General features: G+C 72.4%; 17 protein-coding genes and 1 pseudogene. 11 read left to right on the top strand and 7 right to left on the bottom strand.

What is annotated here, in order from left to right; translation table 11 throughout:
- The first annotated feature begins 50 nt into the window (after positions 1-50).
- A complete protein-coding gene (locus IO33_RS0138245; RefSeq protein WP_037687038.1) occupies positions 51-563 on the top strand; it encodes a GNAT family N-acetyltransferase in 513 nt (170 codons plus the stop codon).
- 18 nt (positions 564-581) lie between these two features.
- On the opposite strand, the gene IO33_RS0138240 is transcribed toward IO33_RS0138245, so the two are convergent.
- The gene (locus tag IO33_RS0138240) at positions 582-1,244 is read right to left on the bottom strand and encodes a TetR/AcrR family transcriptional regulator (protein WP_031173684.1); all 663 of its coding nucleotides are present in this window, start codon (positions 1,242-1,244) and stop codon (positions 582-584) included.
- Positions 1,245-1,350: 106 nt separating this feature from the next.
- Between IO33_RS0138240 and IO33_RS0138235 the strand changes: the two genes are divergently transcribed.
- Complete coding sequence (locus IO33_RS0138235; protein WP_031173683.1) at positions 1,351-2,382, top strand: medium chain dehydrogenase/reductase family protein; 1,032 nt, start codon at positions 1,351-1,353, stop codon at positions 2,380-2,382.
- A 167-nt stretch (positions 2,383-2,549) separates the two neighbouring features.
- Positions 2,550-2,804: a hypothetical protein gene (locus tag IO33_RS0138230; protein WP_031173682.1), complete on the top strand. Its 255-nt coding sequence runs from the start codon at positions 2,550-2,552 to the stop codon at positions 2,802-2,804.
- 193 nt (positions 2,805-2,997) lie between these two features.
- Here IO33_RS0138230 and IO33_RS0138225 read toward each other — a convergent pair whose 3' ends face one another.
- The gene (locus IO33_RS0138225; protein WP_031173680.1) at positions 2,998-3,471 is read right to left on the bottom strand and encodes a hypothetical protein; all 474 of its coding nucleotides are present in this window, start codon (positions 3,469-3,471) and stop codon (positions 2,998-3,000) included.
- Positions 3,468-3,962, bottom strand: coding sequence for a MarR family winged helix-turn-helix transcriptional regulator (locus IO33_RS0138220; RefSeq protein ID WP_031173679.1), 495 nt, complete (start codon positions 3,960-3,962; stop codon positions 3,468-3,470). The genes IO33_RS0138225 and IO33_RS0138220 overlap by 4 nt, the downstream gene beginning before the upstream one ends.
- 98 nt (positions 3,963-4,060) lie before the next feature.
- On the opposite strand from IO33_RS0138220, the pseudogene IO33_RS0138215 reads away from it, so the two are divergent.
- Positions 4,061-4,198: pseudogene (locus IO33_RS0138215) on the top strand (calcium-binding protein); the annotation flags it as partial.
- Between the two features lie 124 nt (positions 4,199-4,322).
- On the opposite strand, the gene IO33_RS0138210 reads toward IO33_RS0138215, so the two are convergent.
- From IO33_RS0138210 to IO33_RS0138200, 3 genes are all read right to left on the bottom strand, one after another.
- Entirely contained in the window at positions 4,323-5,021 is a 699-nt protein-coding gene (locus IO33_RS0138210; RefSeq protein WP_031173676.1) for a hypothetical protein, read from the bottom strand.
- Between the two features lie 138 nt (positions 5,022-5,159).
- The gene (locus IO33_RS0138205) at positions 5,160-5,906 is read right to left on the bottom strand and encodes a hypothetical protein (protein ID WP_031173675.1); all 747 of its coding nucleotides are present in this window, start codon (positions 5,904-5,906) and stop codon (positions 5,160-5,162) included.
- A gap of 17 nt (positions 5,907-5,923) precedes the next feature.
- Positions 5,924-6,469: an RNA polymerase sigma factor gene (locus IO33_RS0138200; RefSeq protein ID WP_031173674.1), complete on the bottom strand. Its 546-nt coding sequence runs from the start codon at positions 6,467-6,469 to the stop codon at positions 5,924-5,926.
- Positions 6,470-6,572: 103 nt separating this feature from the next.
- Between IO33_RS0138200 and IO33_RS0138195 the strand changes: the two genes are divergently transcribed.
- Complete coding sequence (locus IO33_RS0138195; RefSeq protein ID WP_031173672.1) at positions 6,573-7,475, top strand: serine/threonine-protein kinase; 903 nt, start codon at positions 6,573-6,575, stop codon at positions 7,473-7,475.
- A 71-nt stretch (positions 7,476-7,546) separates the two neighbouring features.
- On the opposite strand, the gene IO33_RS0138190 is transcribed toward IO33_RS0138195, so the two are convergent.
- Positions 7,547-10,201, bottom strand: coding sequence for a SpoIIE family protein phosphatase (locus tag IO33_RS0138190; RefSeq protein ID WP_031173671.1), 2,655 nt, complete (start codon positions 10,199-10,201; stop codon positions 7,547-7,549).
- A gap of 304 nt (positions 10,202-10,505) precedes the next feature.
- Between IO33_RS0138190 and IO33_RS0138185 the strand changes: the two genes are divergently transcribed.
- From IO33_RS0138185 to IO33_RS0138160, 6 genes are all read left to right on the top strand, one after another.
- On the top strand, positions 10,506-11,183 hold the full coding sequence (locus IO33_RS0138185) for an HNH endonuclease family protein (protein WP_031173670.1): 678 nt from the start codon (positions 10,506-10,508) through the stop codon (positions 11,181-11,183).
- Between the two features lie 86 nt (positions 11,184-11,269).
- Positions 11,270-12,016 carry a ferritin-like domain-containing protein gene (locus IO33_RS0138180; protein ID WP_031173668.1) on the top strand — a complete coding sequence of 249 codons (747 nt, stop codon included), beginning with the start codon at positions 11,270-11,272 and terminating at the stop codon, positions 12,014-12,016.
- A 315-nt stretch (positions 12,017-12,331) separates the two neighbouring features.
- The gene (locus tag IO33_RS0138175; protein ID WP_031173667.1) at positions 12,332-13,009 is read left to right on the top strand and encodes a GAP family protein; all 678 of its coding nucleotides are present in this window, start codon (positions 12,332-12,334) and stop codon (positions 13,007-13,009) included.
- A 263-nt stretch (positions 13,010-13,272) separates the two neighbouring features.
- Positions 13,273-14,238, top strand: coding sequence for a cyclase family protein (locus IO33_RS0138170; protein ID WP_209438992.1), 966 nt, complete (start codon positions 13,273-13,275; stop codon positions 14,236-14,238).
- Positions 14,239-14,358: 120 nt separating this feature from the next.
- Positions 14,359-15,939 (top strand): GMC oxidoreductase, encoded by a 1,581-nt coding sequence (locus IO33_RS46280; protein ID WP_031173665.1) that lies wholly within the window; start codon positions 14,359-14,361, stop codon positions 15,937-15,939.
- A 165-nt stretch (positions 15,940-16,104) separates the two neighbouring features.
- The gene (locus IO33_RS0138160; RefSeq protein ID WP_245235994.1) at positions 16,105-16,944 is read left to right on the top strand and encodes an SDR family oxidoreductase; all 840 of its coding nucleotides are present in this window, start codon (positions 16,105-16,107) and stop codon (positions 16,942-16,944) included.
- The last annotated feature ends 95 nt before the right edge of the window (positions 16,945-17,039 follow it).

Raw genomic sequence — 17,039 nt, 5'->3', positions numbered from 1 at the left:
GGGCCGGCGCCCTCGAAACCGGGGGCCGGCCCCGGGGCGTCCTCGTCCGTATGACGGAGACCCGGATCAGCGTCCGTCCGGCCCGTGAGGAGGAGGCCGCGGTCCTCGCCGCGCTGCACACCCGCACGGCGTACTACACGGCGGGCGGCCTGCCGGCGACAGAGCTGGACACCGCGGCGCGGATCCTCCCCTACTGGGAGCGCGCGGTCGCCGAAGGCCGGGTGTGTGTCGCCGCCGCGTCCGAGGGCCGCGCGGTCGGCTTTCTCATGTCCGGGCCGCCGAAGTTCGACGACGTCGACGCCGCTTCGGTGCGGGAGCTGCAGCAGATCGGCGTCGAACCGGACGCCTGGGGACACGGCGTCGGCGGCCTGTTGCACGAGGCGTTCGTACGGCGGCTGCACGCGGACGGGCTCAGCGACGCGGTCCTGGAGTGCTGGGCGGCCAACGCGCGGGCGCAGGCGTTCCACGCCCGGCACGGCTGGCGTCCGGACGGCTGCCGCCGCCCGGGGTCGCTCGGCCGTGACCACGTCCGGCTGCGGACGACCGTTCGCCCGGGGCGGTAGGCCGGCCCTGCCGCCCGGCTATCCGGACCGCAGGCCGGTCAGGTCGTCCAGTTCGGCGGCGAAGAGCTGAGCGGGGTCGAATCCCATCCCGGTGAAGTGGCCGGCGAGTTCGAGGGACAGGGCGCCGTGCAGCCGGGTCCAGAAGGCCAGGGCCCGGCGGAGGACCGCGGGCGGGGCGGGATGGCCGTCCGCCCAGTCGCGGTGGCCTTCGAGGTGCGCGTCGAACGGAATGGCCGGGGCCGGGCCGTCGGACGGCAGGGCGGCACAGGCGTCCAGGAGGGTCGCCATGATCTCGGACGCGATCGCGGTGATGTCGTCGGGCGCGTGGTAGCCGGGGACGGGCGTGCCGTAGACGAGGAAGTAGCGCTGGGGGTCCTCCAGGGCCCATCCCCGCAGGGCGTGCGCCAGCGCGGCCACGTCGGCACCGTCCTGTGAGGCCGCGCCGAAGGTGTCGGCGAGGCTGCGGTACGCGTCCCTGACGAGCTCGGTGATCAGCTCGTCACGACCGTCGAAGTACCGGTACAGCGCGGGCCCGCTCATGCCCATCCGCTTGGCGATCGCGTTGAGGGAGAGCGCGGACGCGCCCGCCGAGGCGATCTGCTCCCACGCACGTTCCTTGATCTCCGCGCGTACCTGGGCGCGGTACCGCTCGCGCGGGGACTTCGCTTCCGAACTCACCATGGTTAGAGGTTATCACTGAAGTTATTGACATTCCCGTGCTGGTGGAGTTACAACTTCTAACGAACAAGAGAGCAAGTAACAAGCCGGAGCGGCAGCGGAGGTCGTCATGCACACCGAAGAACTCGTCGAGGTCGTCCTCCCGGGCAAGGTGGAGCCCGAGGGACTCCGGATCCGGCGCGGGGCGGTCCCGGCCCCGCGCCCCGGCCAGGTCGTGATCCGGATGGAGGCGACCGGCGTGTCCTTCGCCGAGCAGCAGATGCGCCGAGGCCGCTACTACGACCAGCCGCCGTTCCCCTTCGTGCCCGGCTACGACCTCGTCGGCACGGTGCTGGCGACCGGTGAGGGCGTCGAGCCGGGCCTGGCCGGCACCCGGGTGGCCGCGCTGGTCAAGGTCGGCGGCTGGGCCAGCCATGTGCTCGTCGACGCGGCGGACGTGGTGCCGGTGCCCGACGGGATCGGCGCCGCTCAGGCGGAGACCCTCGTCGTCAACGGCATCACCGCCTGGCAGATGCTGCACCGCAAGGCCCGCGTCCGCGCCGGACACACGGTCGTGGTGTACGGCGCCAACGGCGGCGTCGGCTCGGTCCTGGTCCAGCTCGCCCAGGCCGCGGGGGCCCGCGTGATCGGCACGGCGTCCGTACGCCACCACGACGCCCTGCGGGAGCGGGGAGTCGTCCCCGTCGACTACCGCGCCGACGACGTCGCCGCACGCATCCGGGCCCTCGCCCCCCGCGGCGTGGACGCCGTCTTCGACCACGTCGGCGGTCACGGCATCGTCGACTCCTGGCGCCTGCTCGCCCCCGGCGGCACGCTCGTCTCGTACGGCAGCGCCTCCACCCGTGACGCCGAGGGCTCCAAGCAGTGGTCCGTACTGAAACTCCTCGGCCGGGTATGGCTGTGGAACGCCCTGCCCAATCGCCGCCGCGCCTTCTTCTTCAACGTCTGGGCCGGCCGGGCCCTGGCCAGGAACCGGTTCCGCGCCCGGCTCCGCGCCGACCTCACCCAGGTCTTCGCGGCCCTCCAGCGCGGAGAGGTCACCGCCCAGATCGCCGCCCAACTGCCGCTCACCCGCGCCGCGGACGCCTTGCGGCTGGCCGAGTCCGGCACCGTGGCCGGAAAGGTCGTACTGAACCCGTAGCCGGCACCCGACCGGTGGCCCCGAAGGGACCCCGGCGAGTGGGTGACCCCCGGTGCCCCCGGATGGCGCCACCGGAAGAGCGCCGCGGTGCAGGTCGGATTAGCCTCCGAGATGAGCGCTGAATGGATCTTTGTCACGGTGCGCTCCACTCGCCCCAAGGAGGAGAAATGCGCAAGCTCTCCAAGGCCGCTGTCGCGGCCGCGGTCATCGCTAGCGTGAGCTTCATAGCCACCGGCACGGCCACCGCGCAAGCCGCGGTACCCATGTATGGCGGCGGTGGGTGCAAGTCGCACGACCTGGATCTCGACATCCTCGGTGAGGTGGGCATCGCCAACGGCCTGCTCGGCAACCTGGCCAACGGTGAGGGCAGTCCAGGTGCGCAGTTCACCCATGTCGGTTCCGACTGCGGCCACGATCGGTAGCCGGGGCACCTGGCTCACCGCATCGGGTCCCGGCACCCGGGCCACCGGCCCGTCGCCCGTCCGGCCGTCACGGCCGTTTGTCTTCGTGTGAGAAGTGGATGCCAAAGGCCCCGGACCGAACCCGGCCCGGGGCCTTTGCGTGGCCGCCGGCGCCCTGCTGGAGGAGGGCCCGTGCGCTCAGCAGGTCACCCGGTCAGCCCCTCAGCGCCGCGAGCTCCGCGTTGGCGCGCTCGGTGACCAGGGCGAGGACGCGGCCGGCGGCGGCCAGGTCCGCCGCGGGTATCCCGCCCCAGACGCGGGCGGTGAGAGGGGCGGTCTCGGCGCTGATGGCGGCGATCAGCTCGCGCCCGGCAGCCGTGGGGCGCAGGTGCGCGCCGTCCGCGATGAGCAGCTGCTTGGCCTGCAACTCCTCGACGGTGGCGCGGATGTCGGCCGGATCGGCCTTGAGGGAGGCCCGGACCTGGGTGACGAGATCGTCCGGCGTCTGCGGGGCGTCGGCGGTGACGGCGGCGCGCAGGGCGATCTGCTGCTGGAACGTGGTGCCGTGCCGGGCCAGGACGTGCTCCAGGACGCCTCGGGCGGCGTAGTGGGCCAGGCCGAGGGCACGGGCGTCGGCGACGGCCGCGGTCGTAGCGGCTGCGGTCGTGGTGGATGCGGTGGTGGTCATGGTGTCGTCCCCTGGGTGCTCTCGTCGTTCGGTACGGATGGAGCGAGAGGTGCGTCGAGCAGGGTCGTCAACTCGTCGGTGAAGGCGCGTGTCCGCGGGGCGTCGAGGCCGCCCAGTGGCTCCAGCAGGTTTTCGAGCAGCCGCTGGACCACCGCGATGGCCTGCCCCGTGACGGCCTGCCCCTGCTCGGTGAGGGCGAGTTGCACGGCCCGGGGGTCGCGGGGGTCGCGGGTGCGCTCGATCAGTCCGGCGGACTCCAGGGCCCGCGCCAGCTTCGAGACGTACAGCGCCTCCAGGCCGGTTCGGTCGGCGAGTTGGCGCTGACTGGGCCGCTCGCCGGCGCGCTGCATGCCGTGCAGCGACGCGACCACCGAGTACTGCGCGTGGGTGAGGCCCAGTGGGGCCACCGCGCGATCCACCGCGACGCGCCACTTGTTGGCGAGCCGCCACACCAGGAAGCCGGGCGTGGGGCCCGGAGAACCCTTGCTCATGGCGAATAGAGTACATGGCTACTATATCCATGGCTACTATCTCACCCGGTCTCATGCGCAAGCGCGCCGCCTTTGCCGTCCCCGGTGCCCACGCGGAGACCGTGTACACCTCCAGCACCGGCAGCCTGACGACCACGGTTCCCGCAGCCGAAGACGGCTACTGGCGCTGGAACTTCGCGGGGACCTCCACCACCCCGGCCGTCAAGGCGACCGGTGACTTCGTGGACGTGCAGTAGCCCGGACACCGCTCCCGGCGGCGGACACGCCCACGGCGCTCCCGTGGAGGTACTGGTCCCCGCTTCCTCGCGCTGCCCTCGCTCCCTTCCGGGGGCGAGGGCGGGACCGGTCCGGGCGGCGGGATCAGCCGGCCAGCCGGTTGACGGCAGCGGCGGCGATGCCCTCGATGTAGCCGGGGTCGTCGCTGGGCTGACCGGAGAGCTCGACGATGCCGAACCGGTGACCGCTGCGGATCACCGCGACACCGCCGGTGACCTTGCCGCCGCCGGTGAAGGCCGGATACCAACGGCCCTCGCCGGCCCGGACGGTGATCGCGTGCCCCTTGCCGTAGTGCCAGTGACCGGCCGGCTCGTTCTGGCAGCCGCGGACCAGCGTGTCGAGCCGCTTCTCGTACGAGACGGCCGACGTGTCGCCGGAGACCTCCGCGACGGATTCGGTCAGCGAGACGGCCCTGGTGTCGAACGCCCAGGTCACGTCGGCGTAGGCGGCGGCTTTCCCCTTGGTCAGCGCGCGCATCGTCTCCTCGCCGGAGCACGCCGAGAGAGCCTGCTTCCCGGTCAGGTCCACCGTCGCGCCGACCGGGGCCAGGCCCTGCTGGAAGAAGTCCTCACTCTGCATCAGGTTGCCGGAGCCGAGGCCCGGCGCGGCGGTACGCGCGATGGCCGACCGGCTCGCAGCCCCCGTGTCCGCGCCGGCGGCGGCCGGCTGCGCGCCGATGCCGACCGCGATCAGGGCGGCACCGGCCAGGGCGGCCGCGCCCGCCGTACGGCGGCGACGCGAGGACCTCTTGCGGGCTGCCTGGGTGCCGAGCATCTCGAACATCTCATCTCCTGTCTGGTCGCGACGCGGTTCGCGTCCTCGTACACCTGGGAGATGCCGGCCCCGCGGGAGATGTTGGATGCCGGTCGGCCGCGATCGGTGTGATCCACCTCACCTCCGTCGCCGTCGTTCGAGGCGGTCTCAGAGCTGTGTCACGGCCGCACGGACGATCCGCGTCGTCGCCGCCGTGTCCAGGCAGGCGTCGACCTCCAGGACGCCGAAGTGGGAGCCGTTGCGGAGTACGGCGATGCCTCCACAGGGCTCCTTGCCCCGTGGTGCGGTCCCTTTGGTGTTCAGGTCGCCGTCGTAGGAGCCCATCCAGCTCGCGGTGATACCCGGTGCGACGGTGATCGTGTGCGTCGGCCCGTAGACCCAGTGGCCGGCCGGTTCCTCCTGGCAGGGCACTTCCTCCAGCAGCAGGCGCTGGGCGAAGTTCTGGGCCAGTGCCGGGCTCCTGGCGTCGCCGGCGACCTCGCGCGCGACCTGATCCTCGCCGCGCAACGCCAGCGTGGGGTCGTCGGGGTCCGTGTCCCTGCTCGTGGCGAACCCGCGGAAGTGTGCGTCCGGCCCGCCCAGGGTCTCGTTGAGGGTCTTCTCGCCGGCGCAGACCGCGTCGGCGTACCTGCCGTCGCCGACCCGGTCGCGCACGTAGACGCGGCGGGTGAAGCCGGCCTTCCTGAACGCGGCCGCCGCCAGCAGGTGCCGTTCCGTCATGGGCCCGGCGGCGGGCTTCGGCGGCGGAGAGCCGTCACGCGGCGAGGACGCGGCGGCGCTGGGCGGCGGCGCGGGGGTGGCCGTCGCGGAGCGGGCGGGCAGGACGAACCGGCCGGTCAGCAGGCCGAGTGCGACGGCTGCCGCCAGGATGACGACGATCGTACGAGGCCGCACGGCAGCACCACCCGGCCCTAGTCCGGCTGAAGGGCGAGGCGGTCCCGCATGAAGCGACGGGCCTGATGGATGCGGTCCTTGACCGTGCCCAGGGGCGCGTCGGTGATCTCGGCGACCTGAAGGTAGGTCAGGTCGCCGAGGTCGCGCAGCACGAAGGACTCCACCAGGGCCGGATGCCGCTCCTCGAGCGCGGCCAGCGACTCCATCAGATCCAGCCGGGTTCCGGCGATGACGCTGGTCGTCCGGGGGTCGGTGCCCTCGGGGAGGACCGCGTGGCTGTCCTCCGCGCGCCGGCGCATCGAGCGGTACGTGGACCGGGCGGCGTTCGAGGCGATCACGGTCACCCAGCCGAGGAAGGAGCCCCGCCCGCCGTAGTCGTGCAGATGGGTGCTGATGGACAACAGGGCGTCCTGCGCGGCCTCTTCGGCGTCGGCGTGGTGCGGAAGGAACCTGGAGCAGCGGCGCAGGACCGTGGGGCGGAGCCTGGTGAGGAGGCGGTCCAGGGATCCCCGGTCACCCGCCTGGGCGGACGCCACGAGCTGTGTCAGCTCATCCTCTTCCATCACCCTGAAGCCCCCCGTTCGTGTCCGGCGTTCGCGTCCCACCCGGATCCCCCCGGTCCCACCCGGAGTTCCCCGCCGCATGGCCTCGGGCACAATGCGCCGCATGCAGAAGCTAGGCCGTTATCTCCTTGAGGAGAGGCTGGGAGCCGGTTCGTTCGCCACCGTCTGGAAAGCATACGATCCCGAGCTCGACACGGATGTCGCGGTCAAGGTGCTGGCCGACAACTGGGCGTCGAACGCCGACGTACGACAACGGTTCCTGGCGGAGGCGAGGCTGCTCCGCAGGATCTCCAGCCCCCGCGTCGTACGGGTCCACGACGTCGGCGTGCACGACGACCGGCCCTACTTCGTCATGGACTACGTCCGTGGCGGCACGCTGGCCGAGAAGATCGGGCACTGCCGGCCCGAGGAGGCGCTCCGGCTGGCGGCCGAGGCCGGATACGCCGTCCAGGTGCTCCATGACGCGGGCGTCGTCCACCGCGACGTCAAGCCGTCGAACCTCCTGCTCGACGCCGGCCGCACGCCTCCCGCCGTACTCGTCGCGGACCTCGGCAGCGCGAAGCGGCTGGCCGACGCGTCGGGGCTGACCGTGACCACGGGCACTCCCGCGTACATGGCACCCGAGCAGGCCTTCCAGACCGGCGGGTTCGACGGCCGGGCCGATGTGTACGCCCTCGGTGCCGTCGCGTTCGAACTGCTCACCGGGCAGAAGCCGTTCGGTCCGGGCGGTCGTGCGGTCCCTGCGGCGGAGCGGGCATCCGCGTTGCCGGCGATCCCCCGGGGGCCCGGGGTTCCGAACGGCATCGACGTCCTTCTGCGTGCCGCGCTGGCCGTGGAACCCGGGGACCGACCGCCCACCGCTCGGGCATTCGCGGACGCGCTGCTGTCGCGGGAGGCAGAGGAGTGGGCGCCGGCCGGATCCTCGGGGCCGGCACGCCTTGTGGTCTGGCTCGCGGCGGTCGTCGTGTTCCTGGTGACGGCGCTGCTGACCTGGGCGTCCCGCTGAGCGTGCCTCATGATCACGCCCCGCTCCGAACGCGGGGCGGGGCTCGGGGCCCGGACCCGCCGGCCCCTTCTTCACAGGGCGGAGTCGTCCCACTGGTCGAGGAGGTCCTCGACCGCCTCGGGACCCGGTTCGCCCTGGCCGTCATGGAGCGCCTGTTCGCTCCAGATCACCTTGCCGCGGGCCATGTAGCGGGTGCCCCAGCGCTCGGCGAACTGGCCGACGAGGAACAGGCCGCGGCCGCCCTCGTCGGTGAGGGCGGCCCGCCGCATGTGCGGGGAGGTGCTGCTGCCGTCGGACACCTCGCAGATCAGGCAGCGGTCGTACAGCATGCGGACCCGGACGGGCGGGGAGCCGTAGCGGATGGCATTGGTGATCAGCTCGCTGAGGATCAGCTCGGTGGCGTACCCGATGTCCCGCAGGCCCCAGGCCTCCAGGGTCCGTGCGCAGTCGGCGCGGACCGGTGCCACGGCCGCGGGGTCGGACGGCACGTCCCAGCTGGCGACCCGGTCGGCGGGCAGCAGGCGGGTGCTCGCCACGAGCAGGGCGATGTCGTCGCTGGGCCGGGCGGGCAGCAGCGCGCCGAGGACGTCCGCGCAGGTCTCCTCCGGCGTACGGTCCGCGGCGCCGGTCAGCGCGGCGCGCAACTGCTCAAGGCCCGTGTCGAGGTCCCGGTCACGGTCCTCCACCAGCCCGTCGGTGTACAGCACGATCCGCGATCCCTCGGGCAGAACCAGGTGTGCCGACTCGACCGGCAGGCCGCCGCCCAGGCCGAGGGGCGGGAAGACCGGCACGTCGGGAAACGAGACGGTGCCGTCGGGCAGCACGACGGCGGGTCCTGGATGGCCGGCCCGGGCCACGGTGACCTGGCCGGCGACCGGGTCGTAGACGGCGTACAGGCAGGTGGCTCCGGTGATGCCCGCCCCCGGCTGCTCGCTCGTCCCGTCGCTGTCGATACGGCTCACCAGATCGTCCAGGCGGACCAGCAGCTCGTCCGGGGGCAGGTCGAGTGCGGAGAGGTTGTCCACGGCGGTGCGCAGCCGGCCCATGGTGGCCGCCGCGTGCAGCCCGTGCCCGACCACGTCACCGACGACCAGCGCCACCCGGGCGCCCGGCAGCGGGATGACGTCGAACCAGTCCCCGCCCACCCCGGCCTGCGCGGGCAGATAGCGGTAGGCCACGTCGAGCGCCGTCTGCTCGGGGACACCGCGCGGCAGCAGGCTGCGCTGCAGGGTGACGGCCGTGGTGTGCTCACGCGTGTAGCGGCGGGCGTTGTCGATGGCGAGCGCGGCCCGGGCCACCAGCTCCTCGGCGACCGCCACGTCCTCCTCCTCGAAGGGCTCGGGCCGCTCGGAGCGCCAGAAGCTGGCCACGCCCATGAGGATGCCGCGGGCGCGCAGCGGGATCACCATCATCGAGTGGATGCCGTGTTCGATGATCCGGCGCGCGTTGACGGGGTCCTCCTCCTGCCATCCGGTCAGCGCGGGGAGGTCCGCCTCCAGCACGGGTTCACCGGTGCCGAACCCGATCGCCTGCGGGGTCTCGGCGCCGAAGTCGATGAGCTTGCCGACCGGGTACAGCGGATGCTCCTCGTGGAGGCCGGTGACGGCCGTCCGGAGCATCAGGGTGCCCTGCGGCTCTCCGCCCTGAAGGATCGAGTCGACCAGATCGACGCTGACGTAGTCGGCGAACCGCGGTACCGCGAACCGGGTCAGTTCCTCGGCGGTGCGGACGATGTCGAGCGCGGTCCCGATCCTGGTCGCGGCGTCGTAGAGCAGCCGCAACCGGCGCTCGGCCACGGCGGCCTTGCCGGTGACGGCCTGCAGCTCGGTGGTGTCGCGCAGGGTGACCATGCTGCCGGCGGGACCGCCGTAGGGCGCGGTCGGCCGTACGTTCACCGCGAGCAGGCGTTCGCCGACCGCGTGCACCTCGTCCGTCACCGACCGCCCCGACAGCAGCAGCTCCGTGAGGACCGGTGCGAAGCCCAGGTCGGCGATCCGTCGCCCCTCGGTGCCCGGGGGCAGCCCCAGCAGCCGACGCGACTCGTCGTTGGCGAGCACGAGCCGCCCGTCCTCGTCGACGATGAGCACGCCCTCGCGGGCCGCGTGCAGCACCGCGTCATGGTGGTCGTACATCCGCCGGAGCTCAGCCGGTTCCAGGCCGCGCGTCTGCCGTCGCAGCCGCCGGCTCACGAGCGCCGATCCGCCCGCCACCAGCAGCAGCGCGCCGCCCGCGGCGCCGAACAGGAGCGGCAGCTGCCCGGCCATCCGCTGGTGCACGCTCCTGACCGTGATGCCCACGGCCACCAGCCCGACGACCTTGCCGTGGCCGTCGAAGACGGGGACGGTCGAATCCACGGCCTGGCCGACGGGCGTGCCGAACGTGGAGGTTTTGGGGTGCCCGGCCAGCGCCTCGTCGAAGGTTCCGGTGACGTGCTTGCCGATCAACCGGGGGTCGGGGTGGGTCCACCGGTACCCGGCCGGGCTGAACGCGACGATGTAGTCGACCCCCGACCTCCTGCGCGCCGCCTCCGCCCTCGGCTGCAGCAGCGCACTCGGGTCGGGAGACCGCATCGCGGCGAGCGTGCCCGGAGCGTTCGCGAAGGTCTCGGCGCCGACGAGAGAGCGTTCCCGCGCCTCCTGCACGCCTGCTCCCTGAGCCTGCAGCACCAGGGCCGTGACCGCCGCCACGCCGAACAGGATCAGGAGGGCCAGCTGCAGCACGAACACCTGACCGGCGAGACTGCGGACGCTGAACGGGGAGCGACGAGGTTCGCCCGGGGCGGGCGGGGCCGACCCGGCGCCGGCGGGGTCCGCCCACGCTCTGACTAGGCCGAAACGCCTCTTCACGGTCCATTATTAACACCAGTCGCATGTCCGGGGCCGGGGGTGCGCCCGAACGGGGGGCCGACCGGGACGGCCGCGGGCGAAACGTGCCATTGGCACACCTGTACGGTGAACCAGGGCGTCCGTATGGCTCATTCATTCGAGTCGCATCCCTCGAACGAGGTATCCAGCGTCAACTCTGCTTGACGTGATCAAAAACCTCAGGCTGGCCGCCCTCGCGGTCGCACTCCTCGTCGTGCCCTTCATGGCACCCACTCCGGCCCAAGCGCAGGGCCATGACACCCCGGCGTACACCGTCCCCCTCGCGGCGGCCGTTCATGAACTGCCCGTCGCCGCGGAGGTGCGGGACGGGTACCAGCGCACGAGCTTCAAGCACTGGAACGCGGGCAAGAACCCGTCCGACGGCTGCAACACCCGGGCCGAGGTGCTTCTCGCGGAGGCGATCGACCCACCCCAGGTCCTTCCGGGCTGCAAGCTGTCCGGAGGGCGCTGGTGGTCGTACTACGACTCCAAATGGATCACCTCGGCCGCAGCCCTGGACGTCGACCACATGGTGCCGCTGGCCGAGGCCTGGGACTCCGGGGCGTCGCAGTGGACGGCCGCGCGGCGCGAGGCCTACGCGAACGACCTGGACGTTCCGACCTCCCTCGTCGCCGTCTCGGCGGCCGCGAACCGCAGCAAGGCCGACCAGGACCCGGCCCAGTGGCTGCCGCCCACGGCCGAAGTCACGTGCCGGTACATCTCGGAATGGGTCGGGACCAAACTCCGCTGGGGACTCACCGCGGACGCCGTGGAACTCGAAGCACTCGACCAACTCGCGGGGGCGTGCCCCGGCAGGACCGTGACCTACCAGCCGGTCCCGTAGAACCGCGGCGGCGGAACGGTTCGGCGCCCGTCGGCGTCGTCCCTCTCCGGGGTGCACGGTGGCTGTGCCCCGGAGAGGGGAGACGGGTGGGCACGGGCGGCTTCGCCAAGTGGACAAGGCGGTTCGAGGACGAGCTCGAGCGCAGGCGCACCCAGGGTGACCCGGACTGGGCGCAGCGCCCGACCCTGCATCCGGCGGTGTGGGCCGGCATCCAGCGCTTCCAGGTCGGCGAGGACGGTGACGGCGCCAACCTCGTCGGCAAAGCGGACGAGGCCGGCGACAGCGACTACGCACAGGCGGTGCGCCTCTTCGTCGCCGAGGAGCAGAACCACGCCCGCCTGCTCGCCCGGCTGCTGGCCGCGGGCGGGGTACCGACGCTGAGCGGCCACTGGAGCGACGCGGTCTTCGTACGGCTGCGGCGCCTCATGGGCCTGCGCACGGAACTGCTGGTGCTGATGATCGCGGAAGTGGTGGCACTGCGTTACTACCGGGCACTGCGCGACGGCACCGACGACCCGCTCACCTCGGACGTCGCGGGGCGGATCCTCGCCGACGAGCAGCGCCACGTCCCGTTCCACTGCGAGCGCCTGCACGCCTCCCTGGCGGAGCTGCCGCGCGCCCTGCGCCGCCCGGTGATGACCCTGTGGCGCCTCCTGCTGCTCGCGGTCTCCCTCGTCGTCGCCGTCGACCACGGCCCGGCGCTGCGACAACTCGGCGTCGGCCGCCTGCGCTTCACCGCTGACACGGCCGCCTCGTCCGGTGAGGTCGTCTCCGCGGCCCTGACGCCCCACCCGGACGCCTGGACCGGCGCGCCCCCACTTCGCCGGGGCTAGCGGGGACGAGAACGAACTCGCGCCGATGGGCTCGCGACCGGACTCTTTCGAGGCCTATGGGCTCGCGACCGGACTCTTTCGAGGCCGATGGGCTCGCGACCGGACTCTTTCGAGGCCGATGGGCACGCCACCGGACTCTTTCGAGGCCGGTGGTCAGGTCACCCGTTCACCAGCAGCCGATGGCCGGCGGCCCGGAAGACCCCCACGATGGCGGAGAGGGCCGCGCCCGTCCCAGGGCCGGGCACACCGGTTTCGAGCCGAGCGGCACGGACGGCCCGCTCGGGATCACCGTCTCTCCCCCCGCCGGAGGCCGCAGTGGGACACGCCGTCGGGGACGTGCTGGGCCTGGCCGCGGGTGTCGCGGTCAGCCCCCTGCCGATCGTGGCGATCATCCTCCTCCTGGCCACCCCACGGGGGCGCCTCAACGGACCGCTGTTCGCCCTCGGATGGCTGCTGGGGCTCGCGGCGCTCGGCGCGGTCATGCTGGCCGTGGGCGGAACAGACGGAGCCTCGGACCACAAGCAGCCGGCCACCTGGGTCGGAGCCCTCAAACTCGCGCTGGGCGTACTCCTCGCGGTCTTCGGCGCCCGGCAATGGCGGCGCCGCCCCAAAGACGCCTCCCAGGCACAGCTGCCGAAGTGGATGGCGGCGATCGACCGCTTCACCCCCGTCAAGACGCTCGGCCTGGGGCTGCTGCTCTCGGCGGCCAATCTCAAGAACGCCCCCCTGACCATCGCCGCGGCCGCCTCGATCAGCTCCGCCGGGATCCCCGTGGCACAGCAGATCGGAGCACTCGCGATCTTCGTGGCCATCGCGTCCCTCGGAGTGCTCGCACCACTCGCCGTCTACCTGGTCATGGGCGAACGCGCCCAGGGCATCCTCGCCGACTGGCGGGAGTGGGCCGCGCGGCACAACGTCGCCGTCATGGCCGTCCTGTTCTTCGTGCTCGGCCTCAAACTCCTCGGCGACGGCATCAGCATCCTCGCCGCCTGAGATCCTGAGTCCTCCTGGTCAGCCCATGACGCGCACACATCGCCCGCACCCGGGGAAGCCAGGTGCCCGGGGAAGCCAGAGGTCCGAGGAACGAGGGGTCCGAGGAGCCAGGGGTCCGAGGAGCCAGGGGTCCGGAGAAGCCGGGTGTGCGGGCCCGGCCGCGTTCCACCGATCGGCGCAGTCCGCCCGCGCCCGGCGGGTGGCCCGGCCGCGCGGATGATTCGGTGTCGGCAGGAGCGCCGACAGGAGCAGGAGGTTCCCCCATGGCCCCGGACCCGCCCGCACCCTTCCGTCCCGCGACGGCGCGGCCCCTGTCCGAAGCGGCCTTCCGCGACCTGTACCGCCGGCTGCGGGGCCGGGCACACGACGGTGGGGCGGTACGGCGTGGCGCGCTGGACCGGCTGACGCCGGAGCGGGTCGTGGTGGCGGCCGCCGAGGTCCGGTGCGGGCGCACCGTGTCGCTCGCCGCGACCGTCGAGACCCGGTCCGCACCGGACAGCCCGCAGCCCGCGACTCATCGGATGACGGCTCCCACGCACCAGGAGGAGACCGCCGCACCCGGCCTCGTGTTCGCCCGCGACCGGTTCGCCATGAACGTGCACGGCGACGTCGACAGCCACCTCGACGCGCTGTGTCACGTGATCTTCGACGGCGAGCTGTACGGCGGCGTCCCGTCGAGCACCGTGACACCCGACGGTGCCGGAGCGCTCACCCTCGACCTGGTGCGGGACGGCATCGTCGGCCGCGGTGTCCTGCTGGACCTCCCGCGGCTGCGCGGGCTGCCCTGGCTCGATCCCGGCGACCAGGTGACCGCCGAGGACCTCGCCGCGGCCGAGACCGCCCAGCAGACCTCCGTCGGACCGGGTGACCTGCTGTTCGTGCGGGTGGGGCACCGCCTGCGGCGCCGCACCCTCGGGCCCTGGGACGTGACGCGGGCCCGCGCGGGCCTGCATCCGACGGCGATGGACTTCCTGGCCGAGCGGGGCGTGTCGGTCCTGGGCTCGGACGGCAACAGCGACGCCGCGCCGAGCGCGGTCGCCGAGGTCGGGTTTCCCGTGCATGTGCTGGCCGTCAACGCCCTGGGGCTGCACCTGTTGGACTGGCTGGACTTCGAGGAGCTGGTACCGCTGTGCGAACAGCAGGCGCGCTGGCACTTCCTGTGCGTCATCGCCCCGCTGCGGCTCCCGGCGGCGACCGGCTCCCCGGTGAACCCGATCGCCGTGCTGTGACCGTGCCGGTGCGGCGCCCGCTCCGGGTGCCGCACCCCCGTACGGCGCGTACGTTCGAAGAAAAGGACCCGCACGAACCCGCAACGGGCGCAGACCACGCGAACAAGGACGGTGGTTGCCATGGACGCCCTGCCCGCGTACGACGTCATCGTCATCGGCACCGGTGCCGGTGGCGGCACCCTGGCCCACCGCCTCGCCCCGTCCGGCAAACGGGTACTCGTCCTCGAACGCGGCGACTACCTCCCGCGCGAACGCGACAACTGGGAGTCCACCGCCGTGTTCGTGAAGGCCAAGTACCGGGCCCCGGAGTTCTGGCTGGACCGGCACGGCAACGAGTTCCCGCCCGAGGTGAACTACTACGTCGGCGGGAACACCAAGTTCTACGGCGCGGCGCTGTTCCGGCTGCGCCCCGAGGACTTCGGCGAACTCCGCCACCACGACGGCATCTCCCCGGCCTGGCCCCTCGGTTACGACGATCTGGAGCCGTACTACACCCAGGCGGAGCACCTCTACCTGGTGCACGGCCGGCACGGCGAGGACCCCTGGGAAGGGCCCAGCAGCGCCCAGTACGCCTACCCGCCGGTCGAACACGAGCCGCGCATCGAGCAGTTGAGCCTGGACCTGGAGAAGCAGGGACTGCACCCCTTCCACCTCCCCATCGGGGTCAACCTCACGCAGGACGAGGACGGCCGGGCCACCCACTCCAGCGTCTGCATCCGCTGCAACCGCGTGGACGGTTTCCCCTGCCTGGTCCGCGCCAAGTCCGACGCCCAGGTGATCTGCGTGGAGCCGGCGCTGGAGCACCCGAACGTGGAGATGATCACCAACGCCCGGGTGACCCGGCTGGAGACCGACGCCACCGGACGCAGCGTCACCGGCGTCGTCGCCCAGCTCCCGGGCGAGCGGGAGGCCCGGTTCTCGGCCGACGTCGTGGTCGTGGCGTGCGGGGCCGTCAACTCGGCGGCGCTCCTGCTGGCTTCGGCGAACGACCGGCACCCGCGCGGCCTGGCGAACAGCTCCGACGTGGTCGGGCGGCACTACATGCGCCACAACAACCTGGCGCTGATGGCCGTCTCGAAGGAACCCAACGACACCCAGTTCCAGAAGACCCTCGCCCTGCACGACTGGTACCTGGGCGCGGACGACTGGGAGTACCCGCTCGGGGGGATCCAGATGCTCGGCAAGTCGGACGCCGACCAGATCCACGGTGAGGCCCCGCGCTGGGCCGGAGCGGTCACACCGGACATGCCGTTCGAGGTCCTGGCCCATCACGCCGTCGACTTCTGGCTGTGCGGAGAGGACCTGCCGCGGCCGGACAACCGGGTGACCCTGGAGGACGACGGCCGGATCCGGCTCACCCTCGACGAGGGCAACAACATCGCCGGCCTGCGGCGCCTGCGGCACAAGCTCCAGCACATGCTCGGCCACCTGGGCATGCACGAGCACCGTCTGCTGTCACACAGCATCTACCTGCACAAGGGCATGCCGATCGGCGCCACCGCACACCAGGCGGGCACGGTGCGTTTCGGCACCGACCCGGCGTCCTCGGCCCTGGACCTCAACTGCAAGGCCCACGACCTGGACAACCTCTACGTCGTCGACACCAGCTTCTTCCCGAGCATCGGCGCGGTCAATCCGTCCCTGACGGCCATCGCGAACGCCCTGCGCGTCGGCGACCACCTGCTGGAGCGGCTCGGCTGAGCCTCCGGCACCGCCCGCACCCCGACCGGGCGAACCTCCTGCGCCGGGCAGCGCAACGCGGTTCGCCACGGCATGCCGCCGTCCTTCCCCGGTGCTTGTCTGATGAGCGGACCTCTGGGCGACGGGCCCGGCGGAAGCGGGCACGCAGTGGAGGAGCAGGACATCGTGAGTTCCACCGAGGGCGCACCCCAGAACGTCATCCCCGCCCACCTGCTGAAGGGGCAGAAGGCGCTGGTGACCGGCGCGAACTCCGGCATCGGCCGGGCGACGGCCGTCGCCCTGGGCCGGGCCGGGGCCGATGTCGTGGTCAACTACGTGGCCGGTGCCGAGGAGGCCGAGAAGGTGGTCGAGGAGATCACCGCCCTCGGCGTCCGGGCGGCCGCCTACGAGGCGGACGTCTCCGACGAGCAGCAGGTCGTCGCCATGATGGACCGGATGGTCCAGGAGTTCGGCACGGTCGACATCCTGGTCGCGAACGCGGGGCTGCAGCGGGACGCGCCGGTCACGGAGATGACCCTCGCCCAGTGGCAGAAGGTCCTGGACGTCAACCTCACCGGGCAGTTCCTCTGCGCCCGTGAGGCGACCAAGGAGTTCCTGCGCCGCGGGGTCGTCCCCGAGGTGTCACGCGCCGCCGGAAAGATCATCTGCATGAGTTCGGTGCACCAGATCATCCCCTGGGCCGGGCACGTCAACTATGCCTCGTCCAAGGGCGGCGTAGGGATGATGATGGCGACCCTCGCCCAGGAACTCGCCCCGAAACGGATCCGGGTGAACGCGGTCGCCCCCGGAGCGATCAAGACCCCCATCAACCGCGACGCCTGGGAGACGCCGCAGGCGCAGCAGGACCTCCTGCAGCTGATCCCCTACAAGCGGATCGGCGACCCCGACGACATCGCCCACGCCGTCGTCGGCCTGGCGTCCGACCTCATGGACTACGTCGTGGGCACCACCCTGTACGTCGACGGCGGGATGACGCTCTTCCCGGGCTTCGCCACCGGCGGCTGACCCGGACACCCGCGCCCACCCGCGCCCACCCCGCGTCGGCCACTGGCGCCCCTGGGCGTGGCGCTGCCGCTCATCACGGTCGTCATGCACGGCTA

This window comes from Streptomyces durhamensis (genome assembly GCF_000725475.1).
GTDB lineage: Bacteria > Actinomycetota > Actinomycetes > Streptomycetales > Streptomycetaceae > Streptomyces > Streptomyces filipinensis.
Note: the sequence above shows the minus strand (reverse complement) of the source record. Positions and strands in the feature narration are given on the sequence as shown.